The sequence below is a fragment of the Prevotella sp. MA2016 genome (assembly GCF_000619825.1).
Lineage (GTDB): Bacteria > Bacteroidota > Bacteroidia > Bacteroidales > Bacteroidaceae > Prevotella.
The window spans coordinates 37612-60291 of record NZ_KK211036.1; the positions used below are offsets into that span (position 1 = coordinate 37612).

General features: G+C 48.4%; 10 protein-coding genes. 9 read left to right on the forward strand and 1 reads right to left on the reverse strand.

The annotated features are described in order from the left end of the window. Positions 1 to 10 precede the first annotated feature (10 nt). The 3 genes from T360_RS0110840 (at position 11) to T360_RS15195 (ending at position 3901) form a co-directional block, all read left to right on the forward strand. On the forward strand, positions 11 to 2317 hold the full coding sequence (locus tag T360_RS0110840) for a glycoside hydrolase family 2 TIM barrel-domain containing protein (RefSeq protein ID WP_028912813.1): 2307 nt from the start codon (positions 11 to 13) through the stop codon (positions 2315 to 2317). A 128-nt stretch (positions 2318 to 2445) separates the two neighbouring features. Further along, a complete protein-coding gene (locus T360_RS0110845; protein ID WP_028912814.1) occupies positions 2446 to 3243 on the forward strand; it encodes a metallophosphoesterase in 798 nt (265 codons plus the stop codon). A gap of 7 nt (positions 3244 to 3250) precedes the next feature. Continuing rightward, positions 3251 to 3901 (forward strand): hypothetical protein, encoded by a 651-nt coding sequence (locus T360_RS15195; protein ID WP_051523527.1) that lies wholly within the window; start codon positions 3251 to 3253, stop codon positions 3899 to 3901. Between the two features lie 15 nt (positions 3902 to 3916). Here T360_RS15195 and T360_RS0110855 read toward each other — a convergent pair whose 3' ends face one another. Next, positions 3917 to 7888 carry a two-component regulator propeller domain-containing protein gene (locus tag T360_RS0110855; protein ID WP_081772781.1) on the reverse strand — a complete coding sequence of 1324 codons (3972 nt, stop codon included), beginning with the start codon at positions 7886 to 7888 and terminating at the stop codon, positions 3917 to 3919. Between the two features lie 266 nt (positions 7889 to 8154). Here T360_RS0110855 and T360_RS0110860 point away from each other — a divergent pair, with 266 nt between their 5' ends. The 6 genes from T360_RS0110860 to T360_RS15215 are packed head-to-tail and all read left to right on the forward strand — an operon-like array spanning position 8155 to position 22606. After that, complete coding sequence (locus T360_RS0110860) at positions 8155 to 11358, forward strand: TonB-dependent receptor (protein ID WP_028912816.1); 3204 nt, start codon at positions 8155 to 8157, stop codon at positions 11356 to 11358. 16 nt (positions 11359 to 11374) lie between these two features. Next, entirely contained in the window at positions 11375 to 13015 is a 1641-nt protein-coding gene (locus T360_RS0110865) for a RagB/SusD family nutrient uptake outer membrane protein (RefSeq protein WP_028912817.1), read from the forward strand. A gap of 29 nt (positions 13016 to 13044) precedes the next feature. Further along, on the forward strand, positions 13045 to 14910 hold the full coding sequence (locus T360_RS0110870) for a hypothetical protein (RefSeq protein WP_155949514.1): 1866 nt from the start codon (positions 13045 to 13047) through the stop codon (positions 14908 to 14910). 35 nt (positions 14911 to 14945) lie between these two features. Beyond that, complete coding sequence (locus T360_RS15200; protein ID WP_155949516.1) at positions 14946 to 16991, forward strand: hypothetical protein; 2046 nt, start codon at positions 14946 to 14948, stop codon at positions 16989 to 16991. Positions 16992 to 17029: 38 nt separating this feature from the next. Then, positions 17030 to 18391 carry a glycoside hydrolase family 5 protein gene (locus T360_RS15205; RefSeq protein WP_081772782.1) on the forward strand — a complete coding sequence of 454 codons (1362 nt, stop codon included), beginning with the start codon at positions 17030 to 17032 and terminating at the stop codon, positions 18389 to 18391. 39 nt (positions 18392 to 18430) lie between these two features. After that, positions 18431 to 22606, forward strand: a complete 4176-nt coding sequence (locus tag T360_RS15215) for a glycoside hydrolase family 2 TIM barrel-domain containing protein (RefSeq protein WP_369793514.1) — start codon at positions 18431 to 18433, stop codon at positions 22604 to 22606. The last annotated feature ends 74 nt before the right edge of the window (positions 22607 to 22680 follow it).

The following is a 22680-nucleotide window of genomic DNA, read 5'->3' on the forward strand; positions in this document are numbered from 1 at the left end:
TAACTAAAAAATGAAAAAACTAACTTTATGTGCTGTGCTTTTGGGGGCTAGTATGGGCACCCAGGCACAGACACAACAATTATTCGACAACGGCTGGCATTTCAGCCATGATGGCAAGACCATCAGTGTAAACCTACCTCATGATTGGGACATCTCGTATGCCTCTAATCCAGAAACCGGTGCCACGGGAACCGATGGCGGCTGGTTTCCTGCTGGCAAAGGTGAGTATCGCAAAGCTTTCGCCACCCCTAAGGGGGAACTGGTGAAACTGCACTTCGAGGGCGTTTATCAGCGTGCCGAAGTGTTTGTGAATGGTCAGAAGGCTGGGCAGCATGCTTATGGCTATACCCCCTTCACTGTGGACGTGACACCTTATTTATATAAGGACAAACGACTGAATGAAGTAGTGGTGAAGGTGGACAACAGTCAGCAGGTGAACTGTCGCTGGTATTCAGGTTCAGGTATTTATCGCCACGTGTGGCTGCAGACGATGCCTGCCCTGCACATCGCCGAAAACGGTGTGTATGTTACCACGAGTGACGTATCTGCCAAAGAGGCCACAGTGAATGTAGAGGTGACGGTGCAGAACGAGGCTGCCACCGCTGGTCAGGCCATGGTAGAAGTGGAAGGCAAGCAACAGCAGTTAGAGCTGCAGGCAGGCGAGAGCAAGACGGTATGCTTTAGCTATACCATCCAGAATCCCCGTCTCTGGTCGCCCCAGGATCCCTATCTCTACACCCTCAACACTAAACTCTCAACCCTCAACCCTCAACCCTCATCACTCAACATTAAACACTCAACAAAATTCGGCATACGCACTTTCAGCTATGATGCTGAGAATGGATTTGTGTTGAATGGCAAGCCTGTGCTGCTGAATGGTGCCTGCGTGCACCACGATGACGGTGTGATAGGCGCCATGGCCTTCGACGATGCTGAGATACGCAAGGTGCGCTTGATGAAAGAGGCTGGATTCAATCTGATTCGTACCAGTCATAACCCCACCACACGTGCTTTCCTGGATGCCTGCGACTCGTTGGGTATGCTGGTTATCGGAGAGGCTTTCGATGGTTGGCGCACAGCTAAGAAACCGTATGACTATTCTACACTTATCGATTCGTGCTATCGTGAGGATATCCATGCCATGGTGATGCGCGACCGCAATCACCCTAGCATCATCTCATGGAGCATCGGCAACGAGGTGATAGAGCGCAAGGAGATAGCTGTGGTAACCACAGCCCGCAAGTTGAAGGCAGCCGTGCTGGAGTGCGACAAGACACGCCCTGTGACCGAAGCCCTCTGCGCCTGGGATCGTGATTGGGAGATTTATGACCCACACTTTGAGGTGCTTGACATCGCAGGTTATAACTACATGATATTCAAGCATGCTACCGACCACAAACGCGACCCCAAGCGTGTGATGTGGCAGACAGAGAGCTATCCCCGTGGGGCTTTCCGCAACTGGGCTACCGTGCATGATTATCCTTACGTGATTGGTGATATGGTATGGACAGGTCTCGACTATCTGGGCGAGTCGGGTATCGGTCGCTACTATTATGAGGGTGAGCGCCCAGGCGAGAGCTATGCTGAAGGCGGACAACCCGATTGGCACGGCGCTTGCTGCGGCGATGTGGATATGACCGGTTGGCGTCGCCCCATCAGCCATTACCGCAGTATGCTGTGGAATGACAACGAACCTCTCTACATGGCTGTGAAGGAGCCAGATGGCTATCATGGAAAGATATATGAAACCTCTTGGAGCGTTTGGCCCACATGGGAGAGCTGGAACTGGGCAGGATGGGAAGGTAAGCCCATCGATGTAGAGGTGTATACCAAGGCGCCCGAGGTGAAACTCTATCTGAACGATAAACTGGTGGGCACTAAGAAGGTGGGCCGCGATACAGAGTTTAAGGCTGTGTTCAACTTGCCTTACGAGGCTGGCACACTGCGCGCTGAGGCTGGTGGCGAGAGCGTAATCCTGGCTACTGCTGGCGAACCTGCTAAGTTGCGCCTGACTGCAGACCGCACCAAGTTGACTGCCAACGGACAGTCGCTGGCCTATATCACCGTTGAGGTGGTGGATAAAGAGGGTAGGGTATGTCCTGATGCTGCTATTCCTTGTGAGGCTATCGTGAAAGGACAGGCCACGCTGATGGCTTTTGCTTCGGCCGACCTGAAGGACCGCGAGATAAAGACATTGCCACGCGCCACTACTTTTAAAGGTCGTGCCATCATCGTGGTACGTAGCACCAATAAGAAAGGTAAGGTACAGGTGAGTGTGAAGAGTAGTCTGCCTGTAGCCACTACAACCATCAATTAAATCCCGGATTATTGGGAATTTAATCGTCTGTCCGATATTTCTTTTAATATCGGACAGATTTTTTGAAAAAAAATATTTATATTTGCACCCGGGAACGTAATAAAGATAATAACTAAAGCATTGTAATCATGAAAAAACTACTGATTGTGATACTTACTATCCTGATGACGTCATGCGATGGAGCTTTTGATATCCATCCTTATGATGTGAATGTAAAGGGTGAGATTGGTATCAATGCCAAACAGATGGCCATCATCGAAAGTAGATTTGCCGATAAGGAAACACTACGCGTGGCCTTTATCAGCGATACCCACTTGTGGCTATCGGATGCGCGCGCCCAGGTGGCAGATGTGAATACCCGTAACGTGGATTTTGTGGTGCATTGTGGTGATCTGACCGACACTGCCACGAAAAACGAGTTCGAGTGGAGCCGTGACATCCTGCAGAAATTGAATGCACCATGGGTAGCTCTCATTGGTAATCATGACTTTCTAGGTACTGGCGATCAGACTTACGAGGTGATGTATGGCGCATTTGACTTTTCATTTATTGCCGGCCGTATCAAGTTTGTATGCCTGAACACCAATGCCACAGAGTACGACTATCTGGCCGCAGTGCCTAATTTCGACTATATGGAAGAGGAAATGACTAAGGACTCCGACAAGTTCGACCGCACGGTGCTGGTGATGCATGCACCGCCATATAGTGACCAGTTTAACAACAACGTATGTAAGGCATTCCGCCGTTATCTCGACTATTTCCCCGGTCTGATGTGCTGTGTCTATGGACATAATCACAACGACACTGTGGTTGACTTCTACGATGACGGACTGATTTTCTATGGCATCGACTGTGCACAGCATCGCAATTATCGTATCATGACTATAACACCCGAGGGCTATGAAATGGAACAAGTATTTTATTAGTATAACAATGCTGATGTGCTCAATATGCGCCACGGCTGCCGATAGTATCTCGGTTGTAGATACACTGAATAGTAAGTATGAGCAGCGCATGTTGCGAAAGCAAAAGGCATGGGCATCGCTGGTGCCTACACATTTTGTGATACAGAATGCTGGAAACATGGGTGTTGTGTCGATGGGATTGGGATGGAGCTACGGCAAGCGGCACCAGTGGGAGACCGATCTGCTGTTTGGATACATTCCTAAGCATCAGTCCACGCGCGGCAAACTCACATCAACCCTCAAGGGCAACTATATCCCCTGGCATCTTAATATTAATTCAAAGGCTGATCTGAATAAAACGTGCAAGTGGTCTTTCGAACCTCTTACTGTTAGTCTCTATATCAACACGGTATATGGGCATGAGTTCTGGAAAAGTCAGCCAGGGCGTTACCCCGACAAGTATTATGAGTTTATGAGTACCAAGTTTCGCTTGAATTTGGCTTTGGGACAGCGCATCACTTTTGATATCCCCAAGCGAAAGCGCCTCATGCACAATCGCATCACACTGTTCTACGAGGTGGGAACATGCGACCTCTATGTGCGCTCTATGTTCCAGAGCAGTATTCCGCTCAAGGATGTGTTAGGACTCTCTATCGGACTGAAATTCTATAATCTGTGAGTATTGATACCTATTTCATTTTCCTTGTGAAACTGTTGACAAATTAGATTTCTGAAATTCGGATGGAGTGACACCATATACTGCTTTGAAGTTCATGGTGAAACTCTTAACGGTAGTGAAGCCCACAGCATAAGCTATTTCCGTAATCTGCATCTGTGAGGATTCGAGCAAAGCACGACCTCGTTTGATGCGGATGGTACGGATGAATTCGGCTGGGCCTTGCCCCGTGATGGCCATGAGCTTCTTGTAGAGTGTAGAGCGCGACATAGCTACTTCGGCTGCCATCGCCTCTACTGAAAATTCGGAATCGGAAATATTCTTCTCTACCAGTGAAATAACTTTCTGGATAAACTGTTCGTCGAGTGGGGTAATGGTTATCTCGCTAGGTTCGATGTTGAGTTTCTGGCGGAACTGATGGTGATTGTTTTGCTCCCAGTCGATGAATTTCTGTACACGCAAGCGCAGCACTTCGACATTGAAGGGCTTGGTGAGATAATCGTCGGCACCCAACTGCAATCCTTCGATACGACTCACGTCGGTGGTGCGGGCTGTGAGCAGGATGACGGGGATATGCGACAGGTTGATATCCGTCTTAACCCGGCGGCAGAGTTCGAAACCATCTATTCCTGGCATCATCACATCGCTAATCACCAGATCTATCTGTTGCTGTTGCAGCACCTGCAGCGCTTCGGCGCCATCGCTGGCAGTATAAACATCAAAATACTCTTTCATGCAAGAGCTGACAAACGAGAGCATGTCCTGATTATCATCTACCACCAGAATCGACTTGCGGGTGTTGGACTGTGGTTCTACGAATGGTTCTGTCGTTGCAGCCCCATCTGTAGCTGCTTCGGCTTTGATCTGATGGCTATTGGAGGCTATCGGCAGGGTGATGGTGAAAATACTGCCCTTGGGATGATTGTCGGCTACGCTGATGGTGCCATGATGCAGCTTCACATAGTCGTTGGCGATATGCAGACCGATACCGCTACCTGTTTGTGAACTGTCGTTCGACGACGACTGATAGAAGCGCTTGAAGATGTTGGGCTTGTCGGCATCGGGAATGCCTTTGCCTGTATCGGCAACCGCTATCAATACATATGTTGATGTGAGGTTGATGCGTAGGGTGACGCTGCCGCCAGCGGGGGTGAACTTTAAGGCGTTGGAGAACAGATTATAGATTACCTTGTTCATCTTCTCACGGTCGTAGTCCAACACATAACTATCCACTTCGTGCTCGAACGCCAGATGGATGCCGCGTTCTTCGGCATAATCACCAAACGACACCAGAATGCTATTGAGATGATCCACGATATCACCACGTTGCAGGTTGAGTGTCTCACCACCAGCATCCAAGCGGCGAAAGTCGAGTAGGGAGTTGACTTCTTGCAACAGCAGTTGTGCATTCTTATATACATTGTGAAGCTGGGCTTGCAGACTGTTGATGGAGCTGCCTTGTTCCAACTTCTTAATGATCTGTTCTAAGGGTGAGATGATGAGGGTGAGGGGCGTGCGCAGATCATGACTGATATTGGTAAAGAACTGCAGTTTCATCTCTGTGATCTGCTCTATCTTCTGGCGTTCCATCATCTGGCGCTGCTGTTCGGAGCGTGCTTGCTGGCGCTTGTGCATCTGACTCCTGATGAAGAGCAGAATGGCTATCGCCATCAGGGCATAGACGCAGTACATCGGTATGGTGCGATAGAAGGGGGGCGCCACATTGATGGTTAGCTCCTGTGGCGGACTCATGCTGCCATCCTCGCGGCACACACAGAGCTGCAGCGTGTATTGTCCCGGTGGCAGGGCATGAAACGATACGGCAGGTTGGTCGGTCAGCACCCAGTCGCTTGTCTGACCTACCAGGCGATAGGCATAACGGGTGTGGCGCACATTCTCCAAACTGCCAGCAAAGAATCTCACCGAGAGATAAGCATCATCATAGTTCAGGTTGATGGTGGTTGTGCGTTCGTTGATCAGACTATCGCCAACAGCTATCTCGCTGATGCTGAGTGGACGGTCTTCGGCCTTGGATGCCATGAGCTGATGGGGATTGATGCTCATATATCCCTCGGTGCCACCCATCAGTATCTGACCGTTGGGCGAAAGGGTCATGGCATCACCATTGAAGTAGAACTGCGGCATGCCTACATAGGGTTGGAAACTGCGACGTATCAGCTCAATGCCGCCCCGATGGCGCTGTGGCAGAATACCTACTACCGTGCCGCTGGTGGTGCATACCCAGTAGGTGCCCTCGTGGTCGCTCACCAGACCTTTGATGATGTCGGTAGTACGCTGAATATAGCTGAGCGTGTCGCGCTTGGTATCAAATACTGTCATGCCATCAGGGTGAACGAGTATCATCAGCCCTTGGCGCTTGTCGGTCTTCACATCGATAATCATCTGGCTCATCCATTGCTGGGTTTGATGTTTGTTGCCGAATGACACACTGCACTTATTAGTGGCCAGTTGATAGCGCCACAAGCCATATACCGAACCGATATACATGGTGCCGTCACCATCATAACGTACAGCATTGCCGCGTATGTCCTCGCCATTGTCTGTGGTCACCACATGGGTGCTCTCATCCTGCGGGTTAAAGATAACTGTCTTGCCTATGGGTGATGACGACCATATACGTCCGTTGTTGTCGGCAGCCAATGTCCATACTGTTTCTGAGGGGAATGTGCCAAGCTCGGTGGCGTAGCGTTTCCATTGTGAGGCATTGACAAGGTGGTAGAGTCCCTGATTATAAGTGCCGGCCCACATGCCGCCATGACCATCGCTCAGCAGGCTCATCACTGTAATATTGGGTAGCGAGGTCTTGATGATGCTGCCATCGGCTTTCTCTATATACACGCCGTCGCCATCGGTGCCCATCCACAGATGGCCATGGGTGTCGTAGGCCATGGCTAGGATGTCGCCACACTTCAGGGCATGGGGCTGCATGATGTTATTGGCATTGCTGGTGTAGGAGAGACCTGCCTTGAGATGCCCCACCCAGATGGTGCCGTCGCGGTCGCTGGTCAGGCAGGTCACATTATCAGAGGGCAGCGAGAGCTGCTTTTCGCGTTGGTGGCGCAGCGACGTGATGGCACCTGTATTCTTATTATATATAAACAACCCCTTGTGGTCGGTGGCTATCCAGATATTGCCGCGCTGGTCGTCCATCATGTCGCGGATGGCATTGTTGAGCGATGCTCCTGAGGTGTAGGGCAGGTTTACCATCTCGTTTACGTAGCGCCCGCCAACAATCAATCTGCAGATATGCTCTTCGCGCGTGCTGTACACCCACAATGTTCCATCGGCATCAGCCATCATACTGGTCTCGCCAATTGACTGATTCATCACTTCGGGCAATTTCTCCTTATACAGTTCGCCCGTGCTGCTATGAAAATGCCACACTGCATGGTTGGCGCTGAAATACAAACCATCCGAAACTTCGGCCACCACATGAGCAGTCTTACCTGGTAGTGGCGTTTTTTTCTCCCACGAATTAAGTTCTTTGGTGTGATAGTCGTAGCGGAAGATACCATGCTCGGTGAGCACCCATAATGCACCTTTAGCACCTACTTTTACCTTGAAAGCACCATTGAAATGCATGCCAAGACTGTGGAGCAACTGGAGTGGGTTGGCATTGAACTGCGCTATGCGGGTGTCATAGATACTGTAGGAACCGCTTTCTGTTTCTATCCAGATATGACCGGCAGCATCCTCTTCTATCGAAGTGATGGTCTGGTCGAATACTTCATGCAGCTGGGGGATAGAACTCTCGGGGAAACGGATCTTCACCTGATGCCCATCGTAGCGATTCAAACCTTGGTAGGTGCCTATCCATAGATAACCTCTACTATCGGCCAACAAACTGGTGACGGCATTGCTCCGCAAACCATCAACGATTCCTAAGGTCTTGAATGTTGTGTTTGTGACGGATTGTGCCAGCATTATCTGGGTGAAGAATAGTAATAGAGGTAATAAATATCGTTTCATATTTACAGCGGTTATATTGACGTTGCAAAGTTAACACTTTTTTTGGTAATAGCTCATGCTGCGCCAGCTTTTTTGAGGGGGTGTAGGAGTCATCATGTTTCCAAAAAGGGAATTGATGTTTCGATGGCGACAAAAAAACGCGCTGCAACACAAATCTTCCTTTTTTTGAAACATCGTTTCCCCTTGCTTCGGAATAAACGTACTACATTTGCGGTGTGATCAGATTTAAAAACTTGAGACCAATAATTAATTAACAAATTCTACTTATGCAAAAAAACAGTTTAAAGCAATCTATGCTCATCGTGCTCTTTGTCACGATGCAAGCTGTGTTTAGCACCCTTTCGGCTAAGCCGATTACTGGTAAAGTGACATCTGCTACAGATGGCGAACCACTAATTGGCGCAACCATTCAGGTGCAAGGAAGTCATGCAGGTATCGTTACCGATCTGGAAGGTAACTATACCATCAATGCAGAACAAGGTCAGACCTTGGTATTCTCGTATGTGGGTTATCTCACTAAAAATGTAAAAGTTGGTAATGGCAGTACTATCAACGTAGTGCTGGAAGAAGACCGACAGTCGCTCGACGAGGTGGTTGTGATTGGTTATGGTGTGCAGAAGAAAAAACTGCTCACGGGCGCCACTACGCAAGTGAAAGGTGAAGACATTGCCAAACTGAACACCACCAATCCGCTGCAAGCCATGCAGGGACAAACACCTGGTGTGAGCATCCAGTCAACATCCGGACAGCCTGGCTCTGGCATGAAGGTGAACATCCGTGGTATTGGTACCGTGGGCAGTTCTGGTCCATTGTATCTTATTGATGGTATCGGTGGTGATATTTCAACCCTGAACCCTGCAGACATCGAGAGTATCGATGTGCTGAAGGATGCTGCCTCGGCAGCTATCTATGGTGCCCAGGCTGCCAATGGCGTGGTGCTGGTTACTACTAAGAGCGGTAGAGCTGGTAAGGCCGAAATCAGTTTCGATGCCTATCAGGGCTGGGAGAACGTGGCCCGCAAAGCAAAGATGCTGAACTCGCAGGAGTATATGACCATCATGAATGAACAGCAGATAAACTCGGGTAATCAGCCATACGACTTTACACAGATGAAGAGTATCTATGACCCCAATGGCAATCTGTATGACACCAACTGGATTGATCAGATGTTCAAGGATAATGCCAAGGTTGAGAGTTATAATCTGGGTATTACTGGCGGTAATAAGGTATCAACCTATGCCCTGTCGTTAGGTTACATGAGTCAGGAAGGTATCGTGGGCGGTAAAGACGTTTCGAACTATGAGCGCTACAACTTCCGTATCAACTCTGAGCACAATGTGATAGACAAGTTGTTGAAAGTGGGTGAGCAGGTAAGCTATATATATACTAAGAGTACAGGCGTAGGTGTGGGCAATCAGTATAACAACACCCTGCGTGGCGCTTTTGGCACTTCGCCACTGGCACCTGTATATGCTACCAATATCTTTGATGGAAGTCAGGCTGATGCTGGTGCTGAGGCCAGTCAGTATAACGGCTTCTACGGCAGTCCGTATAATGCTACCGACTATAGTGATTGGTATCAGTATGATGGCAACCCTTATGGCAGCATGATGACCAATACCAATAATCAGAACAAGAGTGCCAACTTCAGTGGCAATGTGTATGCAGAACTCACCCCGCTGAAGGGACTGAAACTGCGCAGCGTGTTTGGTGCTGTTTATAGCACCAGCGAGTATCGTGGCTTCTCTACGTTCTATCACTTCAGTCCATATAGTTATAACGACACCCGCACCTCTGTTAGTCAGAGTATGAACCATGGCTTGTCGTTGACGTGGACCAACACGGCCCAGTATGATTTTACTTGGAAGGATGACCATGCCTTCAGTGTGCTGGTTGGTATGGAAGCTAGCCGATATGAGGGGACATCGGTAAGCGGCAGTCAGGGCTATCTGAAAGAGGGTTTCGACGATTGGCGTCATGCTTATGTGAACAATGGTACTGCCACATCGAGCGACGATGGCTTGGGAGCAGGCGGCAGTCCTCATGGTGAGTCGCGCAATGTATCTTATTTCGGTCGTCTGGGATGGAACTGGAAGGAGACCTATATGGTGAATGCCACCCTGCGTGCTGATGGATCGAGCAAGTTTGCCAGCGGTCATCGCTTCGGCTATTTCCCATCGGTATCAGCTGGTTGGACCGTTTCTAACGAGCAGTTTATGAAACCTATTGCCTCTTGGCTCGATTTCTTGAAACTGCGTGTGAGCTGGGGACAGGTGGGTAACCAGAATATCTCCGACTACCAGTATCTGGCTCCTGTAAAGAACACTAATACCCACTATCTGTTTGGTACATCGGGCTACGACGATACAGAGTCGGTATCGGTAATCGGTACCAACTGGGGCGCATACCCAAGTCGTGTGGCTAATCCCAATGTGACTTGGGAGACATCAGAGCAGTTCAACGTAGGTATCGATGCCCGCATGATCGGAGGACACCTGAATGTGAATCTTGACTATTATATCAAGACCACCAAGGACTGGCTGGTTACAGCTCCAGTGCTGGCTACAGTAGGAACAGGTGCACCAACCATCAATGGCGGCGACGTGAAGAACACTGGATTTGAGTTCAATCTGGCATGGAATGACATGATTGGCAAGGAGTTCCGTTACAACATCGGCGTAAATGGTGCTTACAATAAGAATAAGGTGGGCAATATTCCTACCGACGATGGTATTATCCATGGTGCTACCAATCAGTTGTATGACAACGCACCTGAGTTCTATCGTGCACAGAACGGACATGCCATTGGTTACTTCTGGGGATACAAGACTGCAGGCCTGTTCCAGAATCAGCAGGAAATCAATGAGTGGATTGCTAATGGAAACGGCGTGCTGCAGGCTGATGTGAAACCTGGTGATGTGAAGTATTACGATGTGAATCATGATGGACAGATCAATGACGACGATAAAGTGGATCTGGGTAATGGTATGCCCGACTTCACTTATGGCTTTACATTAGGATTCGACTGGCGAGGTCTCGACTTCTCTGTTCAGGCCAACGGTGCTGCTGGCCAGAAGATAGTGCAGACCTACCGTAATCATGCCAATGCACAGGCCAACTATACCACAGAGATACTGCAGCGCTGGACTGGTGAAGGCACCAGCAACCGCATACCTCGCGTGACTACTACCAACATCAACTGGCAGTTCTCTGATTTGTTTGTGCATGATGCCGACTATCTGCGCATCTCTACTGTTACACTGGGTTATGACCTGGCTCGTATCTGGAAGAACAAATACTGCAAGCAGTTGCGTTTGTATGTGCAGGCTCAGAATCTGCTTACATTCACAAAGTATAAGGGAATGGACCCAGAGATTGGTTATGGTACAGATGGATGGGTGAACGGTGTAGATGTAGGTTACTATCCACGTCCACGTACATTCCTGATTGGAGCAAACGTTAAATTCTAAAATAGGAGGAATCAATATGAATATATCAACAATATCAAAGACTCTTCTTGTCTTGTTGTCATTCGGGATGATGTCGTGCACAGACAGTTATCTGGATGTAGAGTCAAAGACAGAGTCAAACACCAGTAATTTCTATAAGACACAGAACGATGCCTATCGCGCACTGATAGGTTGCTACGACGGTTGGCGCCAAACGAGCAGTAATCCTGGGTTTGCATTCTACGTCGCTTCTGAGGTGATGGGTGCCGAATGCTTTGGCGGTGTCGGAAATACCGACGGACGCGGCTATCAGGTTGTGGATCGATTTGATATCGCACAGTCGTCATCAGACCTGAATCTTTTCGAAGCCGATTGGGCACGTTATTACGAAGGCATCTACCGTTGTAACGAACTCATCAAGTACGAAGAGCAGATAGAGTGGAAAAACGAGACGCTTCGTGGTACCTATATGGGTGAGTGCCATGCCCTGCGAGCTATCCTGTATTTCGATCTGGTACGTATGTTTGGCAATGTGCCTCTGCTCACAGTAGCTACCGAGGATAATGTGCCACAGGCTACACCTGCAGAGGTGTATCAGTTGATTTTTGACGATCTGCAGTATGCCATCGACAATATCCCTGCTGGTGCCTATCCTAAGGCTGATGCTGCCAACAACGATGGACATGTGACCAAGTATGCTGCCGAGGCGCTTTATGCTCGTGCCTACCTCTTCTATACTGGTTATTATGGTGCCAATATCGATGGTGTGACCAAGGAGAAGGCGCTTGCCTACTGTGAGGACGTGATTAACAGCGGCGAGTACGAACTGGTATCAGAGTATAAGAACCTGTGGCCCGCAGCTTCGGCTGGTATTGCTGAGGTGGGCGATGCCGAGACACTGTTGGGCACCTATGCCGGCGATGGTAACAGCGAAACCATATTGGCCATGAAGTTTACCAACACCCAGGACTATAATGGCAATAACGACTCTAACCGTTGGCAGGTGATGCTGGGTATGCGTAATCTGCCTGTTGCTCCTTACGGACGCGGTTGGGGAGCCCTCACGGTTAATCCACAGTTTGTCAACCAGTTCGAGGCAGGCGATTTACGTAAGAAGGCCTCGATTATCGACATCGTGAACGAAGGTATCACCAAGAACGATGCTTTCGATGCCAGTTACAAGGACCAGCGCGAATATACCGGTTATGTGATAAAGAAATACTCCCCCCTGTGCTTTGCCGATGGCACAAGTGCAACGAAGATGGATGGTAGCGGTGGATTCCAGGAGCAGAACCATCAAGACTGGGTGATTATGCGTTATGCCGACGTGCTGCTGATGGCTGCCGAACTGGGTAGCAGCAAAGCCCAGACCTATCTCGACAAGGTGCGTGCTCGTGCTGGCTTGCAGCCAGTGGCTGTTTCTCAGACTGCTATCATGAAGGAACGCAAGTTTGAGTTTGCTTTCGAGGCTATCAACTACTGGGATCTGCTCCGCCAGGGTGTGGATTATGCAGCCCAGCAGATAGCTACTAGTGGTATTGATGTGATGTCGGGTGGCAATGCTGATAAGGTGGTGATCTCGGCTGAGAATATCAAAGCCAAGAAGGGACTGTGCCAGATTCCACAGAATCAGATTATCCTCTCTAATGGAGTGTTGAAACAGAATGCCGGATGGTGATTTTAGTTAAGAGTTAAGAATTAAGAGTTATGAAAACAAAGAATCTATTATATGGGTTGATGATGAGCTTGGTTTGGCTGATGGTTGCATGTACACCAGAATCAGACAGTATGGGCAACATCGACCTCTCGCCAGCTCAGTTGGCCGAGAACACAGGCTTCTCTGTGGCTGTTGACCAATCAACGAATCAGGTGACGTTTAAAAGTCTGCTACCAAGTAGCTACTCTGTTTACTGGGAGTATGGTCCTGCACCTACTTCCGACGATGTGAGCGTCTCGGGCACCAGCACCAATAGTACCTATCAGGTAGGTGTGGCCTTCGATGGCGATTACTATGTACGTATGGGTGTGCAAACACGAGGTGGAATCGTATTCAGCGACAGAGCTGCATTCCATATCAATGCAATGAACCCCAACCTCATCTCTGATGCCGCATGGACCATGCTGACAGGTGGTGTAGGTCATTCCAAGACCTGGGTGCTCGACTTGGATGCGGCAGGTTCCTGTTTGAAGTTTGGTGGACCTAAGTGGTTCTATACCTCTGGCATGAACTGGGATACCTTCCACAATGTGGCTGGCGAGAACTATCTCGACTCAGAGCAATGGGACTCTTCTACAGCTATCGACCCAACACATGCCAGCGACTGGTATTGGAGTGCCGACTGGGCTGGCAACAGTTGGATCTGTGGTGCTGCCGATTTCGGTACGATGACCTTCGATCTGATCAATGGTGCGAATGTGGATGTGAATGGTACTAAAGGTTCGTTCAATATGGATGTGGCCAGTCATACCATATCATTCACAGGTGTGATTCCTTTGAGCATTAATCCTGATGATGTAGTAGGGCAGCGCGCTGATGGAAACTACAAGGTTATCTATCTCACAGAAAATGCCATGCAGATTCTCTTTGATGGTGGGTCGGACGACAATACACCTTTCTCTCTGAACTATATTGCAAAGGATTTTAAGGATAGCTACGTGCCTCCTGTTATCACTACCATCACGCTGCCAGAGGACTGGAAGAACTATCTGCAGCCATTCAATCAGACTACCACCACTTATAAGTTTGATGAGGACATGCCGTTTGGATGGTTCACACTGGCTGGTGAGGAAATCTCACGCACAGGCTTTGCAGGACATGCAGATATCGCAGATGCAGAGTTTGAATTGAACTCAAAGACTAAGACATTCAAGATTACCGATATCTCAGGAAATGTCACCGAGGGTACTTACAGCATCAGCGACGACGGCGTACTGAGTTTCTCACAGCTTCCATCATTTGGTATTTCTACCAATAAGAACATCAAGTTTGCTTCTGTCACCAATGAGTTGCAGGTGATCTCTTATGAGATTAGTGATCGTACAGGCGATCTGACCGACTTGTGGCTGGGAGCAAAACAGTATGACGATCAAGGCAATGCCTATGAGTATCTGGCTTATCATTTCAAGAAGCAGACTGGTGGTGCACAAGTAGAGAGCTTCACAGGCAAACTGAGCTACTCAGATACTGGCTGGGCATTCTTGGAGAGCTCAGAGGTTTACATCACAGGCGAAGGCGACTACACCTTTACGCTGACACCTAACGGCTCTACTAATACCCAGGATCCTTATCTGATGTTCCTCGATGTAGCCAAGATTCTGAAGAAGCATCCTAACACCGATCTCGTGCTGAAGAGCATTAAGGTGGATGGTAAAGAAGTGCTTGGATCTGAACAAGGTATGGACGATGAGACTATCTCTCGCCAGGTTGGTGATGACCCAACAACAGGTCGCCGTTATATTCTGAATCCTTGGAACGACGAGTCGGCTTCGCATACAAGTCTATTCAAGTTCAGTAGTTCTATCGAGGTTACCATCGGTGTGAAGTTTGATGTAGGCGATGTGGTACTGAAGTAATAATTGATAATTCATAATAGAAAATTGATAATTATATGAAACATAGAATAATATCGGGTATGATGCTGCTCACGGCTGTCGTTTTTCAGACAGCCTGCAGCAACGATGAGGACTATAGCATCAGTACGAGTGCTGTCGTTAGCTCTATAACTACCGACGATGCTGCAGTGACAGCCATCTCTGCCACCACCTATGGTACGATACAAGACTTGTCGGGACTGGCATCAAGTTCCTATCAGGTGGGGTCGGTCTATAGTACTAGTGGTGATCCTACACAGGGTGGAACACGTCAGATAGGCGCTATCGATGAGAATGGTAAGGTGTCGGCTCAACTGTCGGGACTTGCCGAGGGCACCACTTACTACTATGCCACTTTTGTTACCCTGCAGGGTAAAGTTACGAAGTATGGTGAGGTGAAGAGTTTTGTGGCTACCGATGCCGATGTGGCTACACAGGCTGCAACGGATATCACTGCCTGCAGCGCCTTGCTGAGCGGACAGGCACAAGGTGTCAATGATATTCTGGCATCTACTGCCGTAGGCTTCAAGTATGCCCTTTCGGAAGAGGAAGTACCAACAGGTGTTGACGTGGCGCTGGATGAGGCTAATGGCAACTTCTCGACAACGGTAAAATCACTTCTTCCAGGCACTACCTATTATTATGCTGCTTATACCAAAGTGGGAGATGGATTTATCTTAGGTAATATCCAAAGCTTTACTACAGCCAGTCAGTCTATGGAGTATGTCGATCTGGGCTTGAGCGTGCTGTGGGCCAAGTATAATCTCGGTGCCGAGAAGGAAAACGAAAACGGACTGTTGTTAGGCTATGGCGACCAGACATTCTATAATCGCTCTACCAGCAATGATGATTATACACCATGGGATATTGCTGGAACCGACGATGATGTACTGGCTTCGCTGGATATCGATGGTGATGCCAAAATGAAGAGCAAAATGCCTACTATCGACCAGGTAGAAGAACTGATTAGCAAGACTACTCAGGATGTTGTGACTGTGGATGGTGTTGATGGCATTCGCTTCACGGCCAAGAATGGTAACAGCATCTTCCTGCCAATGGGTAGCTATTGGTCGGGTACTATCAATGAGATTAATGATGCTTATAGCAAGACCTTGAAGGTTGCTGCCGAGGGTGCTTCTGCCGGCTTGTCGCAGCGCGCCTTGCAGCTGGCTATCCGTTCTGTACGTCAAGAGGAACCTGTGGAGGAGGGTATCACCATCCGTAATTACAATGCCGTTCAGGGCGATATCGAGGGCAATGGTAACTATCGCTTCGATATCTATAACGAATGGGATGGCTCGGGTACTGGTACGGATGATACTTCTGTACTCATTCGCAGCGAGGTTGACTTCAAGGAGTCTATTTCTGCCACATTTACCATAACAGGTATTGGTAACACAGAGTGTCAGGCCACCATGATCTTTGCTGATGGCACTTGGGGCTGTCAGAACTGGGGCTACAACGACAATGGCGAAGGTTCGGTGATGATTAAGGGTGATGGCACCTATACCGTAACACTGCATGGTGCAGGTTCGGGTATCGCTATTTTTGCCATCGACTTTATCGGATTGTCGAATGCTGTTGGTGCAGAGAATATCAACGTGAAACTGAACACCTGTGTGATGGACGATTGGGGTACCAAACTGCCTTTCGATAACACCAAACTTGTTACTGGCGACATTGAGAAGAATGGTAACTTCAGAGCAGATATCTACAACGAGTGGGATGGCTCTGGTGCCAGCAGTGATGAGACCTGTGGCGTGGACCGCAGTAAGGTAAACTTTGACAAGCGCATCGGTGTCACCTTCGCTATATCTGGTATCGGCGATGCTGAATGTGATGCTACTATGATTTTTGCTGATGGCACGTGGGGCACTCAGAACTGGGGATACAATGCCGATGGCACGGGCTCGGTTCATGTCAAGGGCGACGGCATCTATACCATGACATTGGCTGGTGCTGGTTCGGGCATCGCTATTTTTGCAATCGACTTCCTGGGGCTTTCAGAAGCAGTAGGAATGGATAAGGTGAAAGTGCGGATATCGTCTATTAGAGTAGAATAATACATACTTAAGTTTTTTTTGTTAGTAGTTGATATGTAATGGTTAGTATTAAAAAAACTCTCTTGATTCTGGCGGTGCTTCATTGCACCGCCGGTTTTTCTCAACTTCCTCATGCTGAGGAAATAGCCCCAAAGATGTATCCTGGTTGGAACTTAGGAAATACGCTTGAAGGTGGTGGCTCGGATAATATCTATACCAACAAAGGTGGCTTGGGGGCAGAGAAGGCATGGCAAGGCACCACCACTACACAAGCTATCATTGACTTTGTGGCAGCCAAGGGTTTTAAGTCGGTACGTATTCCTGCTGCATGGGTGATGGGACATATCACCGATGCCGACGAGATGACTATCGATTCCGACTGGATGGCAAGGGTGAAGGAAATCGTTGACTATTGTATCAATGCCCATCTCTATGTGGTACTGAACGATCATTGGGATGGTGGATGGATACAGGGCACCTTTAAAAGTGATATCTCAGAGCCGACAGTAGAGAAGAACTGCATCAAGATGAAGAAACTCTGGACCCAGATTGCCGAGGCCTTCAAGGACTATGATGAGCATCTGCTCTTTGCTGGACTCAACGAACCCGAAGCAGAAACAGAGCCACAGATAAAGGCACTGATGACCTATGAGCAGGCTTTTATCGATGCTGTCAGAGCTACGGGGGGGAATAATGCTTCAAGAACGCTGGTTGTACAAGGCCCCAATACCAGTATTGAGCTGTCAAGCAAATATGTGGATATGAGCAAGTTTGTGGATTCTGCCTCCAAGGCGCTGATGATAGAGGTGCATTACTATAGTCCGCCACAGTTTACCGGTGTATGGGAAGGACCTAATGGCGATGAGCCTTACTATTTCTGGGGCGCTGCCAACCATGTGCCATCGGGGTCGTATGTAAAGTACAACTCTACGTGGGGCGAAGAGGCCTATGTGCGTGAACAGTTTGATATGGTGAAAGAGGCTTTCGTGGATAAGGGCTTTCCTGTGATACTCGGTGAGTATGGAGCTAACTGGCGTGAGTTCTCTAATGGATCTATCCAGAAAAAGCATGATGCTAGTATCCGGTTGTTTCATAAAACAGTGAATGAGGAAGCTATCAAACGGGGCATCATCCCATACGTGTGGGATATTAATAATCCCAATCGATATGGTACGGGTGGAATCATGTGCATTATTGATCGCAGTACATTGTCGGTCTTCGACCAGAATTCACTCGATGGCATTATCGAAGGTTGTGCTGCTGCCACTTGGGGAGGACCTACTTCTGGCATTCGGTGCATCAATTCATCGGCTGCTACCACAAAAGCCACTGGTCAGTGTTATAATCTGGCAGGCCAACGGGTAGCAGCTGATACAAAAGGAATCTTAATTATTGATGGAAAAAAGAGAATAATTAGATAAAAAGTTGTATATTTGCAGTCGAATAATTAAAAAACTAAAATGATAAATAGCAGAAAGATAGCAGTTGGTACGCTCATGGCCCTTCTGACGCTTCAGACTAATGCTCGGGTGCGGTATGATGCCCCTTGCGGTCCTGTGCCTACTCAGAATCAGTTACGCTGGCAAGATATGGAGATGTATGCCTTCATTCACTACTCGCTTAACACTTATACCGACCAGGAATGGGGCTTTGGAAATGAGTCTCCTCAACTGTTTAATCCAAGTAGATTGGACTGCAGGCAGTGGGCGCGTGTCTGCAAGCAGTCGGGCATGAAAGGCATTATCTTTACAGCTAAACACCATTGTGGATTCTGCATGTGGCCATCAGCTTACACTTCGTATAGTGTGAAGAATTCACCATGGAAAAATGGTAATGGCGATGTAGTCAGAGAGTTGGCCGAAGCCTGCCGTGAGGAAGGATTGGCATTTGCGGTTTATCTCTCGCCTTGGGATAGAAATCATCCAAAATATGGCCATCAGGAATACGTTACTTATTTCCGTCATCAATTGCGTGAACTGCTTACAAACTATGGCGATATTTTTGAGGTGTGGTTTGATGGTGCTAATGGGGGAGATGGTTGGTATGGTGGTGCTAACGAGACGCGTAAGATTGATCGCACCACTTATTATGAATGGCCAGAAACCTATCGGATGATAAGAGAGCTACAGCCTGGATGTCTTATATGGAATGATGGCAGTGACCGTGGCGACCTGCGTTGGGTTGGAACAGAGGCAGGAGAGGTGGGAGAGACCAACTGGAGCCTGCTGAATCATGATGGCGAAGTGACATGGCCTATGTTGCACTATGGACTTGAGGATGGCGACTCGTGGGTGCCAGGCGAAACCAACACCAGCATACGTCCGGGATGGTTTTATCACGAAACAGAGGACGACCAGGTCAAGAGTTTATCGAAACTGATGGAAACCTATTATAAATCGGTGGGACGTAACTCCACATTATTACTAAATTTTCCCATAGCCCCTAACGGACTCATACACCCTAACGACAGTATGCGTGGCGTTGCTTTCAAACAGATGATTGACAGGGTGTTTAAGGATAATCTGCTCAAGAAAACAAAGAGAAGTACCAAAGAGCGTGTTACGACCTTCAGTTTCAAACGCCCAACGGCGTTCAATCGTTTCTTGGTAGAAGAAGATATCGCTCAAGGGCAGCGCATAAAAAAGTTTGCACTCGAAGCACTGGTTGATGGACAGTGGCTGCCACTAAAGGACGAACTCGTAGAGAATGGCGACGGACTTACCACCATCGGTCATCGCCGTATCATTTGTTTCCCTACCGTAAAAGCTACTAAACTTCGTTTCACCGTTATTGATGCCAAATGTGAGCCTATTGTCAAGACGTTTGGGGCCTATTTGGCACCGGTTATCGCTGACGACGAAACCAGTGAGAGCGAACCTGCTGTGCCCGACTGGGAGAACCCTGCTGTGCTGGGCATCAATAAACTTCCCTATCATGCCACCTTGCAACTGCCGTCGAAATGGAAGGACTGTCCCGAGATCATCAGTCTTGATGGCGTATGGAAGTTCCATTGGTCGCCTAATCCCGAAAGTCGTATCAAAGGCTTCCAACTGGTGAACCTCGATGTGAACAGCTGGGATGATATCAAAGTGCCCGGCAACTGGCAAACACAGGGCTTTGGCACACCAATCTATACTAACATCGACTATCCCTTTAAGCGCAATCGGCCTAGTGTGACGAGTGAACCGCCACGCGACTGGACCGCTTATGAGAACCGCAATCCTGTGGGACAGTATGTCACTTATTTCGACGTGAACAGTGAGATGCTCACTAAGAACCTTATCCTGCATTTCGGTGGTGTACATTCTGCTATGTATGTCTGGATAAATGGAAAGAAAGTGGGCTACAGTCAGAACTCGATGTCGCCAGCCGAGTTTGATGTGACAAAGTATCTGCGCGAAGGTAAGAATAAACTGGCTGTCGAGGTGTATCGTTGGTGCGATGGTAGCTACCTGGAGGATCAGGATATGTGGCGACTTTCTGGTATTTTCCGTGAGGTGCAACTGTGGGTGCGCCCGTTGGTACATATTGCCGACTATCACGTGACGGCTGTACCCAACCGCCATTTTACGAAAGCCTTCGTGACTGCCGATATCGCCATTTGTAATACAGGTGTTCAGAACGCTGAACATCTAACAGCTCAGCTGAAAATAGATGGGCATACAATCCAAGGAACTCTGAAAACTCTGGTTGCTGGTGATACCATGCATGTCAAGTTATCGCATTTGATAGATAAACCGCTCCTTTGGTCGGCTGAGAAGCCTCATCTCTATCCGTTTAGCGTTGAACTCGTAGATAAGAAGGGTAACGTGGTTGAGCATTTTGATTATCATCTGGGAGTGAAACGGGTAGAAACCGTTGGAGAGGTTTTCAAAATCAACGGCAAGAATGTAAAGTTGCGCGGCGTGAATCGTCATGATCATCATCCTATCACAGGTCGCTATGTAGATGATGCTACCTATGAGACGGACATTCGACTGATGAAGCAGGCCAATATTAATTTTCTGCGTACGTCGCACTATCCTGATCGCGAATATCTTTATGAACTCTGCGATAGATGGGGGCTCTATGTGATGGACGAGGCTAATCAGGAGAGTCATGGCTATGGCTATGCCAACGAAGAGATGGGGCATGATGAGGCTTGGAAGCAGGCGCATGTGGATCGCGCAGAATCGTTGGTGAAACGTGACTTCAATCATCCATGCGTCATCCTTTGGAGTCTTGGAAATGAGGGTGGGGTAGGTCCTAATATTCAGGCAATGTATGACAAGGTGTGCGAGCTTGACTCTACACGCCTGCCTTTCTACGATTGTCATCCACGCTACTCCGCTCTGCACGACTTTGGTTATCCTGCACCCGACGAACTGCGCAGTGAGGCTATCAAAGAAACTGAGAAACCGCTGATAGCACGCGAATATGCCCACGCCATGGGTAACTCCGTGGGTAACCTGCAGGAGTACTGGGATGTGATATATGCCGACTCAAGTATCTGTGGCGCTGCCATTTGGGATTGGGTGGACCAGGGCCTCGTTAAGAAAGATGGGGATAAGAAGTTCTGGGCTTATGGAGGCGACTTTGGTGATAAACCAAACTTAGATGCCTTCTGTATCAATGGTTTGCTGGCACCCGACCGTACGCCACATCCTCATTACTATGAGGTACAACATGTGTATCAACCTTTGCAGTTTGTGTTACAAGGGGATAGCATTCATATTATCAATCGTGACAGTTTTACTGATGTGAGTGAGTACGACATCACGTGTGATACTATCGTGATTGATGGTGAACGACTGTTGAATGTGGCTGCGCATTTGCGTCAGGATATGCCTTGGGCTCAGAAAGGATTTGTGGTAGCCAGTGAGCAGTTTGTACTTTCGCCTTATGTGTTCCCGAAACCAGTAGTGACTCCTTCTGATTCTCTTGTTGCAGGTAATGGCATTACCATCCGTGGTAACGCACTCACGTCATGGATGATAGATGGGCGCGAAGTGCTGCAAGCCCCCCTCGAACCATATTTCTGGAAACCAGAAAATGACAATCAGCATGCCGCTGGTTTTGCGGGGCGTGTAGCTATGTGGAAAGAGGTAAAAGATGTGAAGGTGCGTTACACCGTGCTTAATGAGCGTAGCATTCTTGTTGATGTTGACTATCAGCCCACAGAAACAAATCGCCCAATTATACCAAAGTTGGGCATGCGTATGCGTTTGGCAGCTGATATGACAAATATAGCGTATTATGGTCGTGGACCCTGGGAAAACTATCCTGATCGCAAACGGAGTGCTTTCCTCGGTCTTTATCAGATGCCATTGTCACAATTCGAAACCGAATACATACGTCCTCAAGACAATGGATGCCGTACTGATGTGCGTTGGTTCAGTATATCTAATGGTTCTAACACATTGCGTATTGATGGATTACAACCACTCTGCATTCGTGCCTGGGATTATGGTGAGGAAAACCTTGAGGCGGCTCGTCATCCGTATGAAATTCAGCGTGGGCAGTTTGTAAATCTCAATATCGATTTGAATATTCATGGTGTTGGTGGCATCGACACTTGGGGGCGCCGCACCCTGCCGCAATATACCATTGATGGTAATAAGCCATATCACTATGCGTTCATTCTAACTTGTATTTAGCTTGTTGGTGCATAAAAAAAGCCGCTCAAGGGTCATCAACGACTCGAGGGCGGCACCAACAATCTATGAATAAC